The sequence below is a fragment of the Vibrio celticus genome (genome assembly GCF_024347335.1).
Classification (GTDB): Bacteria; Pseudomonadota; Gammaproteobacteria; order Enterobacterales; family Vibrionaceae; genus Vibrio; species Vibrio celticus.
In genome coordinates this window covers 302260-320902 of record NZ_AP025464.1, presented here as the reverse complement: position 1 = coordinate 320902, position 18643 = coordinate 302260, and the positions used below count along the sequence as shown (strand labels likewise).

General features: G+C 43.7%; 18 protein-coding genes and 1 riboswitch. Of the genes, 5 read left to right on the top strand and 13 right to left on the bottom strand.

Translation table 11 applies throughout. From position 1 onward, the window contains the following. Window positions 1-5: 5 nt before the first annotated feature. The 3 genes from OCV19_RS17635 to OCV19_RS17625 form a co-directional block, all read right to left on the bottom strand. Window positions 6-989 (bottom strand): AAA family ATPase, encoded by a 984-nt coding sequence (locus OCV19_RS17635; protein ID WP_017060007.1) that lies wholly within the window; start codon window positions 987-989, stop codon window positions 6-8. A 130-nt stretch (window positions 990-1119) separates the two neighbouring features. Continuing rightward, window positions 1120-3543 carry a tetratricopeptide repeat protein gene (locus OCV19_RS17630; RefSeq protein WP_065677119.1) on the bottom strand — a complete coding sequence of 808 codons (2424 nt, stop codon included), beginning with the start codon at window positions 3541-3543 and terminating at the stop codon, window positions 1120-1122. Between the two features lie 192 nt (window positions 3544-3735). Then, a complete protein-coding gene (locus OCV19_RS17625; RefSeq protein WP_017060009.1) occupies window positions 3736-5283 on the bottom strand; it encodes an arylsulfatase in 1548 nt (515 codons plus the stop codon). A 347-nt stretch (window positions 5284-5630) separates the two neighbouring features. Here OCV19_RS17625 and OCV19_RS17620 point away from each other — a divergent pair, with 347 nt between their 5' ends. The 3 genes from OCV19_RS17620 (at window position 5631) to OCV19_RS17610 (ending at window position 9049) form a co-directional block, all read left to right on the top strand. After that, window positions 5631-7193 (top strand): arylsulfatase, encoded by a 1563-nt coding sequence (locus OCV19_RS17620; protein ID WP_065677118.1) that lies wholly within the window; start codon window positions 5631-5633, stop codon window positions 7191-7193. Between the two features lie 262 nt (window positions 7194-7455). Further along, entirely contained in the window at window positions 7456-8217 is a 762-nt protein-coding gene (locus tag OCV19_RS17615; RefSeq protein ID WP_086738309.1) for an IS5 family transposase, read from the top strand. A gap of 166 nt (window positions 8218-8383) precedes the next feature. Beyond that, the gene (locus OCV19_RS17610; RefSeq protein ID WP_065676282.1) at window positions 8384-9049 is read left to right on the top strand and encodes a DUF2057 family protein; all 666 of its coding nucleotides are present in this window, start codon (window positions 8384-8386) and stop codon (window positions 9047-9049) included. A gap of 179 nt (window positions 9050-9228) precedes the next feature. Here the strand turns inward: OCV19_RS17610 and OCV19_RS17605 are convergent, their stop codons facing one another. The 3 genes from OCV19_RS17605 to OCV19_RS17595 form a co-directional block, all read right to left on the bottom strand. Then, on the bottom strand, window positions 9229-10251 hold the full coding sequence (locus tag OCV19_RS17605; protein ID WP_065676281.1) for an adenosine deaminase: 1023 nt from the start codon (window positions 10249-10251) through the stop codon (window positions 9229-9231). A gap of 88 nt (window positions 10252-10339) precedes the next feature. Next, window positions 10340-10439, bottom strand: a riboswitch (purine riboswitch). A 74-nt stretch (window positions 10440-10513) separates the two neighbouring features. After that, on the bottom strand, window positions 10514-11008 hold the full coding sequence (locus OCV19_RS17600) for a GNAT family N-acetyltransferase (protein WP_065676280.1): 495 nt from the start codon (window positions 11006-11008) through the stop codon (window positions 10514-10516). 166 nt (window positions 11009-11174) lie between these two features. Further along, a complete protein-coding gene (locus OCV19_RS17595) occupies window positions 11175-12158 on the bottom strand; it encodes a DUF2860 family protein (protein ID WP_017071335.1) in 984 nt (327 codons plus the stop codon). Window positions 12159-12362: 204 nt separating this feature from the next. Between OCV19_RS17595 and OCV19_RS17590 the strand changes: the two genes are divergently transcribed. Continuing rightward, window positions 12363-12860 carry a fasciclin domain-containing protein gene (locus tag OCV19_RS17590; RefSeq protein ID WP_065676279.1) on the top strand — a complete coding sequence of 166 codons (498 nt, stop codon included), beginning with the start codon at window positions 12363-12365 and terminating at the stop codon, window positions 12858-12860. A 127-nt stretch (window positions 12861-12987) separates the two neighbouring features. On the opposite strand, the gene OCV19_RS17585 is transcribed toward OCV19_RS17590, so the two are convergent. The 7 genes from OCV19_RS17585 to OCV19_RS17555 all read right to left on the bottom strand — a co-directional run bounded on the left by OCV19_RS17585 (window position 12988) and on the right by OCV19_RS17555 (window position 17249). Continuing rightward, window positions 12988-13284, bottom strand: a complete 297-nt coding sequence (locus tag OCV19_RS17585; RefSeq protein WP_017064710.1) for a hypothetical protein — start codon at window positions 13282-13284, stop codon at window positions 12988-12990. Window positions 13285-13415: 131 nt separating this feature from the next. Further along, the gene (locus tag OCV19_RS17580; RefSeq protein ID WP_048611086.1) at window positions 13416-13673 is read right to left on the bottom strand and encodes a hypothetical protein; all 258 of its coding nucleotides are present in this window, start codon (window positions 13671-13673) and stop codon (window positions 13416-13418) included. A 165-nt stretch (window positions 13674-13838) separates the two neighbouring features. Continuing rightward, window positions 13839-14321, bottom strand: a complete 483-nt coding sequence (locus OCV19_RS17575; RefSeq protein ID WP_065676278.1) for a GNAT family N-acetyltransferase — start codon at window positions 14319-14321, stop codon at window positions 13839-13841. Window positions 14322-14441: 120 nt separating this feature from the next. Continuing rightward, the gene (locus OCV19_RS17570; protein ID WP_065676277.1) at window positions 14442-14756 is read right to left on the bottom strand and encodes a cupin domain-containing protein; all 315 of its coding nucleotides are present in this window, start codon (window positions 14754-14756) and stop codon (window positions 14442-14444) included. A gap of 71 nt (window positions 14757-14827) precedes the next feature. Further along, window positions 14828-15331: a YgjV family protein gene (locus tag OCV19_RS17565; protein ID WP_065676276.1), complete on the bottom strand. Its 504-nt coding sequence runs from the start codon at window positions 15329-15331 to the stop codon at window positions 14828-14830. Window positions 15332-15473: 142 nt separating this feature from the next. Next, window positions 15474-16274, bottom strand: coding sequence for a PhzF family phenazine biosynthesis protein (locus OCV19_RS17560; protein ID WP_065676275.1), 801 nt, complete (start codon window positions 16272-16274; stop codon window positions 15474-15476). Window positions 16275-16598: 324 nt separating this feature from the next. Next, window positions 16599-17249, bottom strand: coding sequence for a LysE family translocator (locus tag OCV19_RS17555; RefSeq protein WP_065676274.1), 651 nt, complete (start codon window positions 17247-17249; stop codon window positions 16599-16601). Window positions 17250-17611: 362 nt separating this feature from the next. On the opposite strand from OCV19_RS17555, the gene OCV19_RS17550 reads away from it, so the two are divergent. Next, window positions 17612-18643, top strand: a complete 1032-nt coding sequence (locus OCV19_RS17550) for an ABC transporter substrate-binding protein (RefSeq protein ID WP_065676273.1) — start codon at window positions 17612-17614, stop codon at window positions 18641-18643.

Sequence of the window (18643 nt, the reverse complement as noted above, 5' to 3'; positions counted from 1 at the left end):
CCTAGTTATCCGATCTCAACATTATCAAGCAGTTCTTCAACCACTCTTTGATGATCAACGCCATCGGCCAATGCATCGTAAGACAACGAGAATCGGTGACCTAATACGGTTGGTAACATGGCACGCACATCGTCTAACGTGACGTGGTCACGCCCTTGCAGCCATGCATAAGCGCGAGCACATTTATCCAACGCGATGGAAGCACGCGGGCTTGAACCAATCTCAATCCATTTAGACAAGTTTGATTCTGGGTAACGCTCTGGCTTACGAGTCGCCATCACCAAGGCCACAATGTAGTTCTCAACTAAATCGGAAACGGCAATGTCTGGAAGTTGGCGACGTGCCTCGAGCACTAACTCAGGTTCAATATGCTGGGGTGTGACTAATTCTGAACTGGTTTCGCTACCGAGTTCCTCACTGCGCACAAGTCGAATAATGTCGCGTTCAGCTTCATCTTCTGGATAGTCGACTGTCACTTTCATGATGAAACGGTCCATTTGAGCTTCAGGGAGTGGATATGTACCTTCTTGCTCAACTGGGTTTTGCGTAGCTAATACCATGAACAGATCTGGCAGAATATGAGTTTGACCACCCACCGTAATCGTCCCTTCCGCCATCGCTTCAAGCAGAGCAGCCTGTACTTTTGCAGGCGCACGGTTCACTTCATCGGCTAAGACAATGCTGTTGAAAATAGGACCCGGTTGGAAATGCAACTGAGGCTTCCCATCAAGCTCCTGATACACCTCCGTACCCGTCACATCAGATGGCAGTAGGTCTGGCGTAAACTGAATTCGACCAAAACTGGTGTTCAGTAGATTCGCCAGCGATTTTACTGAGCGAGTTTTCGCTGTACCGGGAAGTCCCTCTAAAAGCACATGGCCATTAGTCAATAACCCTATCACCAGAGCCCGAACGACGTGGCTCTGACCGATAACACTTTTCTCTGTTTGTTCAATCAGTTGGTTTATTGCTTGTTGCGCATGGTTCATAGGTCTTCCCTTAATTCAATCTGGCTGCGTACATCCTACTCACAAGCCCCATAACTATTAGTTATAAACACGATAATTGGTTACAAGCGGAATAAGCAGCAAGCTCGATAGCAAAGCTCACCTCATCGCTTTATTTAAACCTAGCTTTCAATTGGTTAATGGCTTCCGGCGGTGCCACTTTGCTCAATGATGAAATACATTGCTCAAACGCCTTTGGTACGCCCGGTATATGGCTGTTTCGCGCCAACACTTCACACTGGGCATACAGGTGCTGTGGATTGCGGCTAAATTGGTAAGCCTTATGCAGTGATTGACTAGCTGCAAGCACATCTGATTTTTCCAAAGCCAATCCGTACACATACCAATATTGAGGGTTGGTTTGCGCAGTTTCAGCGGCTTGTTTAAGGTAGTCCGTTGCTTGTTCGTAATCTTTCACACGAAGCAGAGACAATCCTGTGCTGTATGGCAAAACACTCGATTTAAGCTGAGCTTCAATACCTTGCTTCAAGGTCGACAACGCTTTTGCCTCGTTACCTTGCGCTCGATACAAATCCGCTAAATTGGCGTAGCTGTTTTCGAAATAAGGCTCAATCTCGATAGCGCCTAGATAAAACTCAATCGCTTTGTCGTGCTGACCTAAATCCCGGTAAACGTTGCCTAGGTTAGTACGTCCAAATCCTCTATCGGCATTAAATTGCTGTATTTCAATGTACTCTTCCAATGCAGGCTTGATTTGGTCTTTCTGCAGAGGGTTCATTTCTCCCCAATAACGCACTAATGCGCCTGCGGTTTCTGAACGAATCGACAATACAGGGTCTTTCAATAGCGGTTCTAGAATCTGCCAACGGTCAGTAAATGGGAAACCAGACGAGCCTTGCACCACACCCAAACGGATCATTTCATTATCGTGTTTCACCGCTCTTGCCAGCGAGATCAGCGTATTCTTGCCCGTATTACCGCCCAAACGTTCTAAGCTCGATGCTCGAATGATATTGCTTAAGCTGGAATCCTGAGCCGAATACGCCAACGCATCCTCTGCCCCTCGGTGCCCTATTGAGTCAGCATAAAAGGCCACGGCAAAATGCTGCTGGTTACGATACTTAGAATCAGGGAACCACTCACCGATTTGCTTATCGGCCCACTGGTCAGTTTGATCTTCATGACAGCTAGTACACACGTTCGGCGTTTTGATGTGTTGGCTAATATCAGGACGTGGGATATGCCAACTGTGGTCACGTCTTGGGTCGACCTCCATGTAAGTCGTCTCTGGCATGTGACAAGTCGTACATTGTGAAGCCTCTGTATTCGCTTCGTGGAATGTGTGCTTCTCAGGCGTATATTCTGATGCAATGTGACATTGGCTACACACGGCTTCTTCCGCAATTTTTAGTTCTGCGGTATGGGGATCGTGGCAGTTAGTACAAGTGACGCCTTTTTCAGCCATCACTGATTGAAGGAAAGATCCGTAGACATAATCTTCATCGTAGATTTGACCATCGTTATGGTAAAGCTCAGGAGTAATTAAGCTCAGGCGATACTTATCAAAGAATGACTCGTTCACGTGGTCACCCGTTTCATTCAACTGAGTACGTCGGCTGTGGCATTGAGCACAGGTTTGAACTTGATTGGTATGGATGATGTCTTTTGGTTGCAGGGTTGAATTACCCTCTTGATAGATCCACTCTTTGACCGACTTCGACAAGTCGCGATCAAAACCATAATGCGTCGAGACTGGAGCATCCTTTCCACCATTGGCTTTGGCTTGCTGGTTATTTGTTTGCTGGGCCTGTTCAACATGCTCACTCGCAGGGCCATGACAGGCTTCACAACCGACGTTAATCTCCGACCAAGTAGTATTATAAGTGTTGCTCGCGCTGTCGTAGTTTTTCTCTAGATTCGTTGAATGACAATCGGCACACATGAAGTTCCAGTTTTGACCGCTGTTGGTCCAGTAAAATTCATCAGTGTTGGTGGTATCAGGATAGAGGTGATACCAGCGTTGTCCGCCTTCGCCCTCAGTCCGAGAATCCCAAGCGAAGGGAATTAACTGCACACGGCCGTCTTCAAACTCAACCATGTACTGTTGAAGCGGTTCAAAGGCAAAGGTATAGCTGATTTTGTAATCTTTGAATTGGCCGTCTGGCCCTTCGATATTGACCCAAAACTCTTCGCCCTTGCGAAAAAATCGGTTGGGTTTACCGTCATGTGTGACTGTTTGATCGTTGAAGTCGCCTAATACAGATTCGTCTGTAGCATGCTTCATCGCCATATCATGATGAGAGCCCTCCCACGCTTCGACTTCTGCACTATGACAATCAACACACGCTTCCGAACCGACATACGTGGCTTTAGAACCGATAGGTAAAGCGTCAGAGCTAACGTGTGAAGCTACAGAGTTGACCTTTGAAATATCAGAGTTGATATTAGGATCTTGCTCGTTGGCATAGGCGTTCAGACTGAACAGCGACAACATCAGTGAAGACAAGATTGCGGATAATACTGCGACTCGCTGGTGTTTCAATCCGTTTACCAGTGAGCACAACCATGCAGACATAACATTCCTTGTTTTTATACATGCTTATGCTTAATAAGGTAGACGTAAAAACAACGAATTTACAATTATTTAGTGGCAATGAGCTCCATAGTTGTGACTCGTATTCACGACCGAGATTTACTCATCGATATGCGCATAAAAAAAGAGCTCCTAAGAGCTCTTCAATCTGTTCAGTTTGACTCAAACAATCGCTTACTTGTTATGAGATTCCTGAAGTTTTTCCATTACCTGATCCAAGCTAAAGCTCGCGGCTTTTTGGCGTGGCGGATATTCAGCAAACGTTTCTAGGAACTTGCCAACGTACGCTTGTGCTGGAACGAACATATAAGCATGGTCTAACAACCAGTCGTAGTATGTGTTCGATGTAATGTCTGCATTTTCGTATGGGTCCATACGCAGGTTAAACAGCTTAGGAAGACGTAACGTCACGAACGGTTCAGCCCAAATCTGCATGGTACCCGTTGCACGTTGCTCCATGAACACCGCTTTCCATTGGTTGTAACGAAGCGCCGCTAAATCGCCATCATCGGTAAAGTAGAAGATCTCTGAACGACGGCCTTTTTCTTCTTCACCCGTTAGGTAAGGAAGGAAGTTATAACCATCTAAGTGAACCTTAAACGTTTTATCACCGGCAGTATGACCTTTCAGCAATTTCTCTTTGATTTGGTCATCACCAGCAGCGGCAACGAAAGTTGGCATCCAGTCCATGTGGTGCATGATTTCATTGGATACTGTTCCTGGTTCAATCTTACCAGGCCAACGGACCATTGCTGGTACACGGTATGCTCCTTCCCAGTTAGTGTTTTTCTCACCACGGAACGGGGTTGTACCCGCATCTGGCCAAGAGTTCATGTGTGGGCCGTTATCCGTTGAGTAGAAAACGATGGTGTTGTCTTTGATTCCCAACTCATCCACTTGCTTCAATAGTTGCCCAACGTGTCGATCGTGCTCAACCATACCATCAGCGTAGTTACCGACACCGGTCACACCTTTACTATCGGCTTTCACGTGCGTTCTAAAGTGCATACGTGTTGCGTTCCACCAAACGAAGAATGGTTTGTCCGCTTTCACTGCGCGATCCATGAAATCAAGTGCCGCGTCTAGTGTTTCTTCATCGACCGTTTCCATACGCTTACGCGTCAGTGGACCCGTATCTTCAATCTTGCCATCAGCGAATGACTTAATGACACCACGCGGACCGAACTTCTTACGAAACTCAGGATCGGTTGGGTAATCTTCATTCTCTGGTTCTTCTTCAGCATTCAGGTGGTAAAGGTTGCCAAAAAATTCGTCAAACCCGTGTGCTGTTGGAAGAAATTCATCTTTGTCGCCAAGGTGGTTTTTACCAAATTGACCTGTCATGTAACCCATAGGTTTCAGCATTTCTGCGATTGTCGCGTCTTCTGCTTGTAAGCCAATGTCTGCGCCCGGCAAACCTACTTTACTCAAACCTGTTCGTAATACACTTTGTCCCGTAATAAAGGTAGAGCGACCCGCAGTACAAGATTGCTCTGCGTAGTAATCCGTAAACATCATCCCTTCTTTGGCGATGCTATCAATATTCGGGGTTTTGTAACCCATGAGACCGAAGGTGTATGCACTCACATTGGATTGACCAATATCGTCCCCCCAAATGACCAATATATTTGGCTTTTCTGCCGCAAAAGTGGCGCTGGACGCGGCCATCATTGCTGTACCCAAAATCGCTAATCGACGTTTAGCGCCATATTTCGCTGTCATAGAAACCTCTTCGTGAGTTATTTGCATCCTGCCCTACAACGTATAGTCCATTTTTTAAGCATGCGCGAGGTTCGCTAAGCTATTAATCTTTTTGTCATTTTTTATTCAGATACAGGTGCAGAAGTTATCGATAAGGTTTACGGCGACAAACATGATAAGGATCACACATGTTATCTAAGGGTTTCTGGTAACCATCAGCCTAAATTCAATTTAATCAGCAAGTTAACCATGCATCATAACGATTGGTTATAAGCACTATAAAAGGACGTAACGGAATTTTGAGAATAACATTTGCTCATCGATGCGTTGTTCTAACGCATTAATCTTAAAAGTGAATCGGAGTCCTTATGGGTACTAAAATTAATAAACTAGCATTAGGTGTTGGCTTATTAGCAGCATCTTCAGCGGCAACAGCAGCAGAAAAACCAAACATTCTTGCTATCTGGGGTGATGACATTGGTGTATTCAACATCAGTGCATACAACAACGGTATGATGGGTTACGAAACACCTAACATCGACCGTATTGCTAACGAAGGCGCACTATTTACTGACCACTACGGTCAACAATCGTGTACTGCTGGTCGTGCTGCATTCCTAACCGGTCAAGAACCTTTCCGTACAGGTCTACTGACTATCGGTATGCCAGGTTCGGACCACGGTATCCCTGATTGGGCTCCAACGATCGCAGACCTTCTTAAAGAACAGGGCTACATGACCGCTCAGTTCGGTAAGAACCACATGGGTGACCAAGACAAACACCTTCCAACGAACCACGGTTTTGACCAGTTCTTCGGTAACCTGTACCACCTAAACGCGGAAGAAGAGCCAGAGACATACTACTACCCTAAAGACCCTGAGTTCCGTAAGAACTTTGGCCCTCGTGGTGTAATCAAATCGACTTCTGACGGTAAGATTGAAGATACAGGCCCTATGACACGTAAGCGTATGGAGCATGCGGATGAAGAGTTCCTAGAAGAATCTCTAGCCTTCATGGAAAAAGCAGTAAAAGCTGACAAACCATTCTTCATTTGGCACAACACCACTCGTATGCACGTGTGGACTCGTCTACAAGAAAAATACCAAGGCGCATCTGGTATCAGCATCTACGCTGATGGCATGTTAGAGCACGATGACCAAGTGGGTATCCTTTTAGACAAGCTTGATGAGCTTAAAATCGCAGACAACACAATCGTTATCTACTCGACCGATAACGGTGCAGAAACGGTATCTTGGCCTGATGGTGGTGCTACTTACTTCCACGGTGAAAAAGGTACAACTTACGAAGGCGGTATGCGTGTTCCTCAGCTAGTTCGCTGGCCTGGTACTATCAAACCGGGAACTAAGATCAACGATATCATGGGGCACCAAGACTGGATCCCTACTCTACTAGCAGCCGCTGGTGATGATAAAGTGGTTGAGAAACTTGCGTCTGATAAAGGTGCAACTTACAACGGTAAAAACTGGCGTGTTCACCTAGATGGTTACAACTTCCTACCTTACTTCCAAGGCAAAGAAGAGGAAGGCCCTCGTGACAGCATGCTTTACTTCTCTGCTAACGCTGAGCTAAACGCAGTTCGTTGGAATGACTTCAAGATTTCGTTCGCAGTAATGGACGGTAACATCGTTGATGCTGTGCGCTTCCAACCAAACTGGCCTCAAGTTGTTCACCTACGTGCTGACCCATTCGAAAAAGCACCACACGAATCGGGCATGTACCTACGCTGGATGGCAGACAACATGTGGTTATTCGTACCAGTAGGCGGCAAAGTACAAGAGTTCATGAACACGCTACCTGACTACCCTATGCAGCAAAGCCAAGTGTTGAACCCTGGTAACTTCAACCAAAATGCTTACATGCTTCAAGGTAAACTTAAGCAACTAGAAGCGGCAGCAGCGCAAGCTAAGTAATAACTAGCTTACTAACAGTCACCCTTCTAGTGAAGCAAACAAAGCCGTGATAGCTCAAACGTTATCTCGGCTTTTTAGTATCCAATACAGAGAACATATAGGCGGAAACCGTCAACTCATAGAATTCATACCAAAGCTATCCGCTCATTTTTCAAAAATAAGAACTCACACTAGGGCGTGTTGATCTTTCGTGAGTGTTTTTTGAACAGCATGGTAAAGAGTTATAATTTGCTTCGCCAAAAGTAAAACCATAACCAATACCATGCCAAGAACAATGCTAACTGATATTCGCTGGGAACTGCTACTCCAAGTTATGAAAAGTACAGGTCGTATTTACGATAAAACTGAACATCGAATGACATTTGAAGGAATACTTTATCGAATGAGAACAGGTATTCCTTGGCGAGATCTACCCTCTGAGTTCGGAGAGTGGAGTACCGTTTACAGACGATTTAATCTTTGGTCAAAGAAAGGGATTTTAGATAATCTTTTCAAAAGCTTATCTAACATGGCTGATTTTGAATGGGTATTTCTTGATGGCTCTATAGTTAGAGCACATCAGCATAGTACAGGTGCAGCTACTGAAAGTTCAGAGCAAATAGGAAAAAGTCGCGGGGGCAACTCAACCAAAATTCACTTAGCCGTAGATAGTGGTGGCCTGCCGATTTGCTTTGATTTATCAGAGGGACAACGCCACGATATAGTGCATGCCGAAAGCTTAGTTGAGCAACTCGATGAAGTTAATACCATCGTTTGTGATAAAGGATATGACAGCGAACCTTTCCGTATTTTTGTTAAGGAACGTGGCGGAGAAACGGTAATTGCTAAACGCAATTACGGACAAGATATAGACAAAGACAGTATGGATTGGTGTTTATACAAGTATCGTCACTTGGTCGAAAATGCCTTTGGGAGAATTAAGCATTATCGAGCTATTTCAAGTAGATATGACAAGCTAGAAAGGAATTATGCCAGCATGTTATCGCTGGCATTCATGTTAATGTGGCTACCGATGTATTGTTGAACGCGAAATGTACAGCAAAGATCAACACGCCCTAGTCAATATGAACCTTGATATATGACCGTTGCGTTAAGATTTCGCAAATTTTTTCAAATCCTTATGACACGACTTGAATTGGAGCTCTTACCGTGCGATTGTAATTTAACTGCCTATAAACAACTGTATGATTATGAAAAATTTACAATCCATTGCGCTGCTGTCCACAATTATCGCAGCACCACAAGTGTTAGCTGACGTAACAATTGAAGTACCTTCTAGCGCAGATGCTTTAGTCGAAGTCTTAGCTGTTAATGAGGCTAAACCTGATCTCGACGGTGGTTTCTTCTCTTCGAGCAAAACGATCACCGTTCCAGACGGTGTAAACCAAATTGTTTTTAAGTATCAACTCGCGTTCAGCCAAGGTAACGACCGTGAGTTTGTCGATAGCGATACCATTATTGCTACTTTTGATGCGACAGACACTGCCTTGACGTTTGACATGCCTAAGTTCCGTAACACCAACGAAGCGAAAAAAGGCCTTCAAAACTTAGATTGGAAACTGGTTGATGAAAACCAAAATGCAATCAGTGTTAAGCAAGATAAGCTAATCAAAGATGGCATGCAGATTGGTCGTAAGTACCCACAAGAAGCGAAGGAATACAACCAGAAAGGTGGCATCGCAGCACTTACAGTAGGTGCTAGCGCGGGCGTAGCAGCTGCTGTCGCACAACCGGTAACGCTTCCAGCAAAGATTGACGGAAATGCAGCAAATACAGCTGAAGAGATGCTCTATTTCTGGTACGAAAAAGCGGATGCTGAAACCAAGCAGAAATTCAAAGACTACGTGAACAAGTAGCTCAATGAGCTTAATTTAAAAATGAAAGAAGCTGGCAAACTGCCAGCTTCTTTTTTGTCTTCATCTAGATGATTTAGGCTTATAGAGATTAAGCAAACTCAGTCGATAACACTTTACCATCCACTTTAGTTGGCCATCCTAGCGCTTTATACTCAGCTGCTAGTAAATGGGCACAGCCGCTAGAAATTCTGGTCAGAATCAGCTTTAGAAAGGTAACCTTGAACAAGCTCTCGATATTGCTCTTTCAATGGTGCTTCAATAAAGCTCGCGTCTATCGCATTCAAACTAAACTGCGCTAACTCCTGATGCGTCATCTCATGAGCTTGGCTCACCGCATTAAAGTTATCCGACATGTAACCACCAAAATAAGCAGGGTCATCCGAGTTAATCGTTACAGCCACACCCTTTCTGAGCAGTTCGACAATGTTGTGGTCTTCCATCACATCGAATACACGCAATTTAATATTCGACAGTGGGCACACCGTCAGTGGCATTTTGGTTTCAATCAGCTCTTCGATTAGAGCTTCGTCTGTCATGCACTGGACACCATGATCCACTCGACTCACGCTGAGCATTTCAATCGCATCGACAATGTTTTGAGCCGGCCCTTCTTCTCCTGCATGCGCCACCGTCAAGAAGCCCGCTTGTTTTGCTTGTTGGAATACACGCTTGAACTTCTCTGGTGGGTGTCCTAATTCAGAAGAGTCCAGTCCAACCCCGACGATCTTATCTTGATGCTTCAATACCTCTGCGAACGTTTGAATGGCGCTCTCTTCAGATAAATGGCGCAGAAAACATGCGATGATTTGAGAGGTAATGCCCAACTCTTTATGACCCTGTTCAAGCGCACGATGAATCCCGTTAATCACAGTTTCAAATGCAATACCACGCTCCGTATGTGTTTGAGGATCAAAGAAAATCTCAGTATGAATAACATTGTCGGCTTTACAGCGCTCTAAATACGCCCAAGTTAAATCATAGAAATCTTGTTCCGTGCGCAATGCATCGGCACCTTGATAATAGATATCCAAAAATGATTGCAAATCATCAAATTCGTATGCGCGTCTTAGTTGCTCTGGGGATGAATAAGGCAGCTCAATGCCATTGCGTTGAGCAAGCTGGAAAAGTAACTCAGGCTCAAGCGAGCCTTCAATGTGTAAATGCAACTCTACTTTTGGGAGCCCTTGAATAAATGCGTTCATATTTCACCTACTATGGATTTTAGGTGTGCTCTTACTCTGAATAATAGACAGGATATTTTTGAACGCCATTACAAAGAGTAAGAACACTATTGTGATCTAAACCCTTCGTAATCAGCACTTTGCGGGAGCTGGTAGAGACCCCCAAACCATATCATTGGGGTTATACGAAGCAAACGGTTGCTACTATACAGAGTTCAATGGGAATTTCACTAATCAATTACTCATTAACCGATTTCTAAAGCAGGAACCGTTTGGTTCGATCTCAACGGTAATCTGGTCGTATTCTCGACATCAGCAACATATCGATGTACTTACCCGCTTTGAACGTACTGAGTCTTTTTGTGCCTTCTAACTGAAAGCCTACACGTTCATACAAAGCAATAGCGGCGTGGTTATCGGCATGAACCTCTAACTCAAGACGCACGAGGTTAAGCCAGTTATCCGCCTGATTGATAGCTTCTTGCATTAACGCCTTACCTACCCCTTTGCCATGGACATCCGGGTGAATCGCAATACCAAGACCCGCGCAGTGCCTGTCTCTTACCTTGGTGGTCATGAATAAAGTAATATGGCCCACTACTTTATCGGATGCTTCCGCAACCAGAGTGAAATGGTCTGAATGGCCAAACAGTCGCCCCACTTGGTCAGAACTTAGATAAGGCTTTTGTGAGGTATTTTCTGAAACTGAAGGGCGGCGATAAATATCGAAAATATCTTGGCTATCCGTTGCTTCTAAATGTCTAATTTGTATTTCCAAAGCGCTTCCTTATCCTATTATTTCTATCCATAAGCTCATTTTCATATTACGGATAGCAACGGGAACCTACAACCTTTAAAGCTGTAAGTGCCCGAAATAATTAAATAAATAGAAATACTGAACTTAAACTTCTGCTTTGATGAGTATTTTTAACATAGTGCGAATATCAGAATTTATAATCCACACCCACACTCGCTAATACTTGCTCGGAGTTATAGAAATCGATATTAGAATCTATGCTTCTTAAACCCAGTAAAGTAATGAACGCCCAATCTTTATAGCCCATCAAACCACCAAACTCATAAGCTAAGAATGCACCGAATTCATTCTCTTCACGTACTTGCCCGTAAATTGGATTCGACTCATCATATTCACGATCACTTGCATCTAGGGTGACAACAAAACCATGACGACCGATTCTCTTCGCGTAGTTTAATTCAATACCATAACTATCGAAGCTGAGTGCTCCTCCTTCTGCGTCTGAGTGGAAATACACCATTGAAGGAACAAATAGACCTGCGTGGTTTGGTAAGATAAAGCGGTATCCTGCTTTGGCGTACACATAGGTTCTTTCCCTATCCAGCAGCACAGCATCTTCCGGAGATAAGCCTTGGCTACCAGATAGCTCTTCATCAACATCAGATTGCCCAAATGCGAGATCCGTTCGAAAACCAGTTCCACCGATATTAGTGAGCTGCAGTCGTCCTACATTACCTTTGACATCCGTTTCATTTCGATTAACGCCAACAGCATACGGATCCGTCCAAGCCTTGCCCGAGATAAGCGTAGGAAGAACAGAAAAATCCAATATGGTGCCACCAGAAAGTTGATATCGATAACCGATCTCAAACGCAATGGTACCTGTTGCAATATCCTCTCGTGTCGTACCCGCATACACTTGGTGAGTCAGCGATTCGCCAAAAGTATATTGAACAGTACCCAAAAAGCCGAGTAGCCCTTGGTTTTCACTCTCCCCTTCCTGGGTGTTGGTGGCTTGATTCGAATCTTGTTCAGTACTCAAATTACTACTGTCAGAGTAGAAACCGGCCAATACACTGAAGTTACCGCTGAAGCCTTCACTTGGAGCAAGGCCACTGTATGCAGGCATTGAAGCCAATGCAGAAAAGACTACTGGTAAAACAAACCTCATATTCACATCCATCATTTGAATAATCACCGAATAACTATAAGCATCAAAATGGAATTATAACAAGCATTTAACAAAATAAATTTATTCGCTTGGCGCTGTCAATATCGCTAACCATTCACTCAAAGACACAACAAATTGATCTATCACGATTGGGCTTTCGTAATACCTCTCGAAAATAACGGACAAAACTCAAAGGAAGACAATATGTTTAATAAATTAATCAAAACCATGTCAGTGCTAGTTGCGACGCTTCTTTTTACGGCTTTTGCTCACGCTGATCACCACGGAATGAAGAAAGATATCGTTGACGTGGCGGCTGAAAACGGCTCTTTCAACACCTTGGTAGCAGCGGTAAAAGCGGCAGGCTTAGTTGAAACATTGAAAGGTGACGGTCCCTTCACTGTGTTTGCGCCAACGGATGAAGCGTTCGCTGCTTTACCAGAAGGAACGGTTGATATGCTGTTGAAGCCAGAAAACAAAGACAAGCTAATCGCAGTACTGACCTATCATGTGGTGCCGGGGAAAATAATGGCGTCTGAAGTGATGAAACTCGATAGTGCCGTAACAGTGCAAGGCGAAGCGGTAATGGTAGGAATTGATCACGGCAACGTGATGATCAACAAAGCGCAGTTCGTGATGGCAGATGTTGAAGCAAGCAATGGTGTTATCCATGTGATTGATGCTGTATTACTGCCTAAATAATAAAGATGAACACAAATCAATAGTTCTTAGAGGGTGTGATAGGTTCACACCCTTTTGACGTTTAAATACCAAGTTAAGATCGGTATCAAACTAGCCAAGTCTGCCTTGATATAAGCAAGAACCCGGATTACATAAACAAGCGCCCGAATATCAGAAAGGCCGCCATCGATACCACCTTCGTGAAGACCACCACCCAGATGCAATCACCAATACTAGAGTGCGTCGCTTTCCCGAGTAAGAACACAAACAGAATCAACCCTAACACCCAGCCCACTGTCGGAATCAATGACACCAGAGCAACAATTACAGCAATAGTAAGAAGGGATTTAAAATCTGCGACCACGAATGACATTTTAGAGGCGATATACATACAACATGCGGTGATTAATGCGTCCATCACAAACGCTAAAGCTTCAATACCCACTTTTCTTCCTTCACTGAAATTAGTTGAAGTGGATATTATCTCTAAAGTGATGATTTTTCTTGAAGAAGAGAACAAAAAACAGGTGAAAACTGTATCAAAAATGAGATTACCGTTCGCCTGAAGGCATAGGTTTATTTGCTCGAGTCTTCTAAGCCTTTGACCAGTGCTTCAGACCGAGTCTGATTTGCTTTTTGATAGGCATCAAAGCCATCTTCGCGTTTACCTCCGAACAAACAAAGAAACGAGTTAATGACGAATGAAAAAAATGAGATGACGACAACAAAGAGAGGAAATAACCCCGACACCCCAGCATCTAAGGCAAGAACGCCAACAGCGAAGGACAACATCGACACCAATGTATATAGTTTAGATCTACTCACATGACTCATGAACAACACTCCTTGTATTCATTCAATGTTTAGATTAGACAAATTATCTTGCACACAATTTGAACTCATCGACAATATCAATAGATCAGGAAAAGTTATCCTTAATAAGGTTCATTAATATTTCAAACTCGGTTTCTGTATCCCTAAGAACACGAGTTCACCTATTCAACTGCTTTGTCCATCTTCAACTATCTTTTCCATCACGTAATTGGTCAGCTTTACGCCACGCATTTCGACTTCCTGTTCATTCACCACCGTAAAGCCAAGGTGCTCATAAAAAGGCCTTGCGGTAATGCTTACTTCAGAGAAATATCTCGATACGCCACGAACTCGACCCACAGTGAAAACATGTTCCATCAATGCTTTCCCTACACCCTTTCCTTGATATTCATGGTGACAGAAAAAGTGATCAATCAAACCGTTGGGTTGCAGATCAGTATAACCAACAACGCAACCATCGATCTCAGCCACAAAGGGTTGTAACCCATTCATACGCTTTTGCCATAATGCAAAGTCAAAGCTACTGGGTGCCCAAGCTTCTACTTGCTGTTGAGAATAATCTCGAACATTGACGTTACGTACGGTATGAAAGAAGATCTCCCACAGTGCTTTATCATCACTCGCTTGATAGTTTCGAATTCTAACCACGACATACTCCTTTTGGTCTTAAATCCTTTCAGGGGTGTAAATAAACAGCTGAATCAGCAGGCTTTAAACCCAACAGGCTCTATAATTCAAATTCAACAGCCTCAGATTTAGAGCAAGATATCAACGATAAAACACAGCCAACCAGATCGTCACCGTATCTTTATCTGTACCAGCAACCTTGTGCTTTTCTCGCGCAGCAATGTTGATGTAATCACCTTTAGACAAGGTAACAACGCGTCCATCTTCAAACTCGATGACGCCTTGACCTTCAATCACCATTACCCATTCATTCTCATCTTGATCATACCAACCCTCGTCTGGTGAACTGTGTCCATGCGACAATATTCTTTCGATTCGAACACTGTCGTTGGCAATCAGGTCATTGAATATCTCATTAGGTAGTGATGAAGGAACATCATTGTAAATGTTTGGCATCAAGGTCTCCTAGCTAGCATTGAATTGAATTGAATTGAATAATAATTTGGGCCTTAACCTCAGTTGTAAACCTAAGCAGCGGCACTCTTTCTGAAGTAAAAACGGTAATAGCCCACCAAGTTACTGCAGATAAACAGCGCCTCCATCACAACCGCTGTTGGCGAGCCAACTAAGTAATTGTGAACCAACCAAAAGCTGGTTCCGATGATCATCAATCCTCTTAATCGACGGTCATCTTTATTGAAGGCAGCAAAGGTTTGAAATACGGAAGCAAAGCAACTCAATATGCTGGTCAGCCCTGCATAAGTCACTGCGGTTGCCACCACCGACATCGAACAGAACAAATATTTAAACTTAGACGAGGTAGAAAATACGCTCGTTAAATAGCGAACCGTGGCAATCGTCATTAAGCTCGCCGCTGTCCATTGTTCGAGAAGGATAAAGTGACTCGAAATAAGAACGCCAGCAAAGAACAGACAAGTGACGATTTTCTTCCTTTCCTTGAATTGGAATGACAGAAGATCAAAACAAATGGCTATCGCGACTAATACTTGAGAAAGGTAAAAGGCAGACACGGTGATTCCTTCAATAATACATTACGCCCTAGCCGCCTCTTTTAACTGTGAACAGTCGAATAAAACGTACTAGGCGGTTCCAACGATACAGGTCAAACAGCGCTCTAAAACTTCTATAGAGACCTAAAGCTTCTATAGAGATCTAAAGCTTCAACACACCACTAATCACAGTGGTCGCAGAACCGATTAACTTTATTCGCCCACTAGCTAAGAGCTCTGTCGACATATAACCACCACGACGAGACGCCTGATAAGCACTGAAACGGATTTTGTTGAGCTTTTCTGCCCAGTGCTGCGTCAATGCGCAATGCGCCGACCCTGTAACAGGATCTTCATTAACCCCAACCCAGGGTGCAAAGTAACGAGAAACAAAATCAAGTCCCGTATTTGCTGTCAATGCTGTGACCACAACACCGCGACCTTGAATGCCTTTTAACGCATCAAAGTTTGGTGAAAGCTCCAATAACGCTTGTTCGTTGGAAACTTCGATTAACTGCTTAGAGTCAAATTCTCTAAATGAAACGACTTGGTGCGGCTCTATTCCTAAGTGTTCAAGCAGCTTGAGATTGGGTTCAGAACGCAATGATAGCTGTGTACTAGGAAAATCAAGCTCGATAGACGATTCACAAACGGCGGCAGATAACTCCCCAGACAAAGTGTTAAACACGACCTTATCACCTGTCTCAAGCAGCCCTTGCTCTTTCATTACATGAACCGTTGCCAGTGTGCCATGCCCACACAGCTTCACTTCGACTTCAGGAGTGAACCATTTAAGCGTCATAGTGTTAAGCGCAAGAAAAGCCGTCTCTGATACCGCCATCTCTTCAGCGATTGAAAACATTAGCGACTCATCCAACGGCTCTTTAGAGATACAGACCCCGGCAGGGTTCCCTTTAAACGCTTGAGTTGTAAACGAATCTACTTGATATATCTCTAAATCCACAATGACTCCTAAATGCACAATATTTCCCAAATCGGCAATCATGGCTCGTTGGGACATGTCCTTAATATTGCTGACCACAATAAGCACAAGTGCCTTGTGCTACAAGTCTTTAGAAACAAATTTATAGATACTTAATCAGAAACAAAAGAAATGACAAACAAAGAGTTATGCAAAGAATTCGTGGATTAAGCAGAAGGTTTATAATCGAGCAGATAAGAGATAAAACGTATCAGCCTGGCAGGAAACAAGCTCACATTCGTGGCACACCGACACCATATCGAGCTACGAACGTAAGCTTACCAAGTAATTATAATTCAATATAACCTACTGGCGGACTAGAACAGATTTCACAATAGTCAAGCCAAGTAGCCCCAGCATGACTCCTGTCACTTTATCAATATAGTAAGCAACACGTGTAAACTCTTGACGCACTTTAGGTGCAGATAACAGGAAGATGATCGCCGCATCCCATACAAATACAACCACCGTCATCCAAATACCTAGACCTAACTTAAACATGAAGCCAACGTCATTGTTCAGTACAACAGTAAACAAGCTCAAATAGAACAAAAGGTTTTTAGGGTTAAGGATTCCCGATAGAAAACCGGTGAGGAATTCTTTAAGAAAAGTGGTTTGATTGGAGGCTCCTTCTTCGTCAACATCGAAATTACTGTAATTGCATTTTTTCGCTCTTATCGCTTGTACAGCAAGATAAACAAGAAACACACCACCAATGATCTTGAGTGCAATCATAATAGAAACGGATGCCGCTAGAATCGAGCCAACACCAACCAAGCACAAAGCAATATAAACCGCATTCGCACTGGCAATACCGAATGCAACGCCTAGGGCTTTTTTTCCCTTATTTCGAACAGCACTCTTCACCACAATCACAAAGTCTGGTCCGGGGCTCAACAACGCCAAAAAATGAGCAATCGCCACGGTAACAAAAATCCCAACTAAACCTGCATCCATAAATCAATGTCCTTATTTTGAAATTTAATGCATTATTATCGCATAATTAACTTGCGGTTGGTTTTTTGGTTCATAATTAATGCTTCGATACTAAGAGAATCAGACGGACAACACGTTTTCATAAGCCTCGTTAGGTAAAGACGCTCTAATAACCGACTTTCCAACATTTAGTTTAGATAGTTAATCCATTATTTTGCCTAGCGATCTCATAACCCAGACTCATTTCCCTTCTATTCTGGTAATTAAAAGTCGGTGTTCGCATGCATTGCATTAGGTTGTACTAAAATAAGAGTCGTAAATTTGAATCATGTTGCAGATTTTGGGCTACGATTTAGTTATCACGTACGAAAGGGAGTCCGTCAGTGAAAGCGTTTTGCGTATCAATACTTGCGTCAACATCCTTTTTGGCTAGCCCTGTATTTGGCCAGCAGCAAGATATTTATCTCTACAATTGGGATGAATTTTTATCTGACAGCGTCGTTACCCAGTTGAGTGATACCTACGGCATCTCACTAAAGCAACAATTCTTCTCTGATGAGTCAATAAGGGATGAGGTTCTATTAAGCGAGCGTCGAGGCGCTTTTGAACTGGTTATCGTCGAAAGCGTAAAACTTAAGGCATTAGCCAAACAAAACCTGTTCCATAACCTAAGTGACTTACAACAATCCATTGAAAGCAATTTTGATCCTAGGTGGGCAGATGGATGCGGTGAATATGGTATTCCTTACGCTTGGGGAACATCCGGTATCCTATATCGCAGTGATAAAATCTCCGCCCCAGAATCTTGGATGGCGATTCTTGAACCCGACTCTAAAGTCAGTGGCCGTATAAGTATGTACTACGACCCCACCGACTTGGTGAGCACGGCGTTATTGGTCAATCGATTTAACCCATTTACTAATAATGAGCAAGAACTTCGTGTTGCGTACAAAACGCTACAACTGCAAAAACCACATCTTGAAAGCAATGAGTATGTCATCGACCACATCCACCAGCTTGAGCGCTTAGCCAATATCGATCTCGCCTACGGATACTCAGGTGACAGCTATGTGCTTAATGATGCCGAACCTGAGGCATCTTGGGCCTACACAGTGCCTCTAGAAGGAACAACCTTATGGTTAGAGTGTATGGCTGCAATTAACAACGGAGAGCTATCTCCACAAGCAACCACGATTCTCTCCTTCTTATCGCAACCCGAAATCGCCGCTCAAAACGCAATGGATTCATGGTTTGCAACGCCAAGTTCAAAAGCAAAAGCACTCACTTCTCAGGAGTATCAAAACGATCCCGAGCTTTTCCCGAATAAAGAAGTATTAGATCGCAGCTACCTTTATCAGCCGTTAGAACCGAGTAGCATTCAAATTCGCAATCGTATTGTCGACAGTTTGAGATAA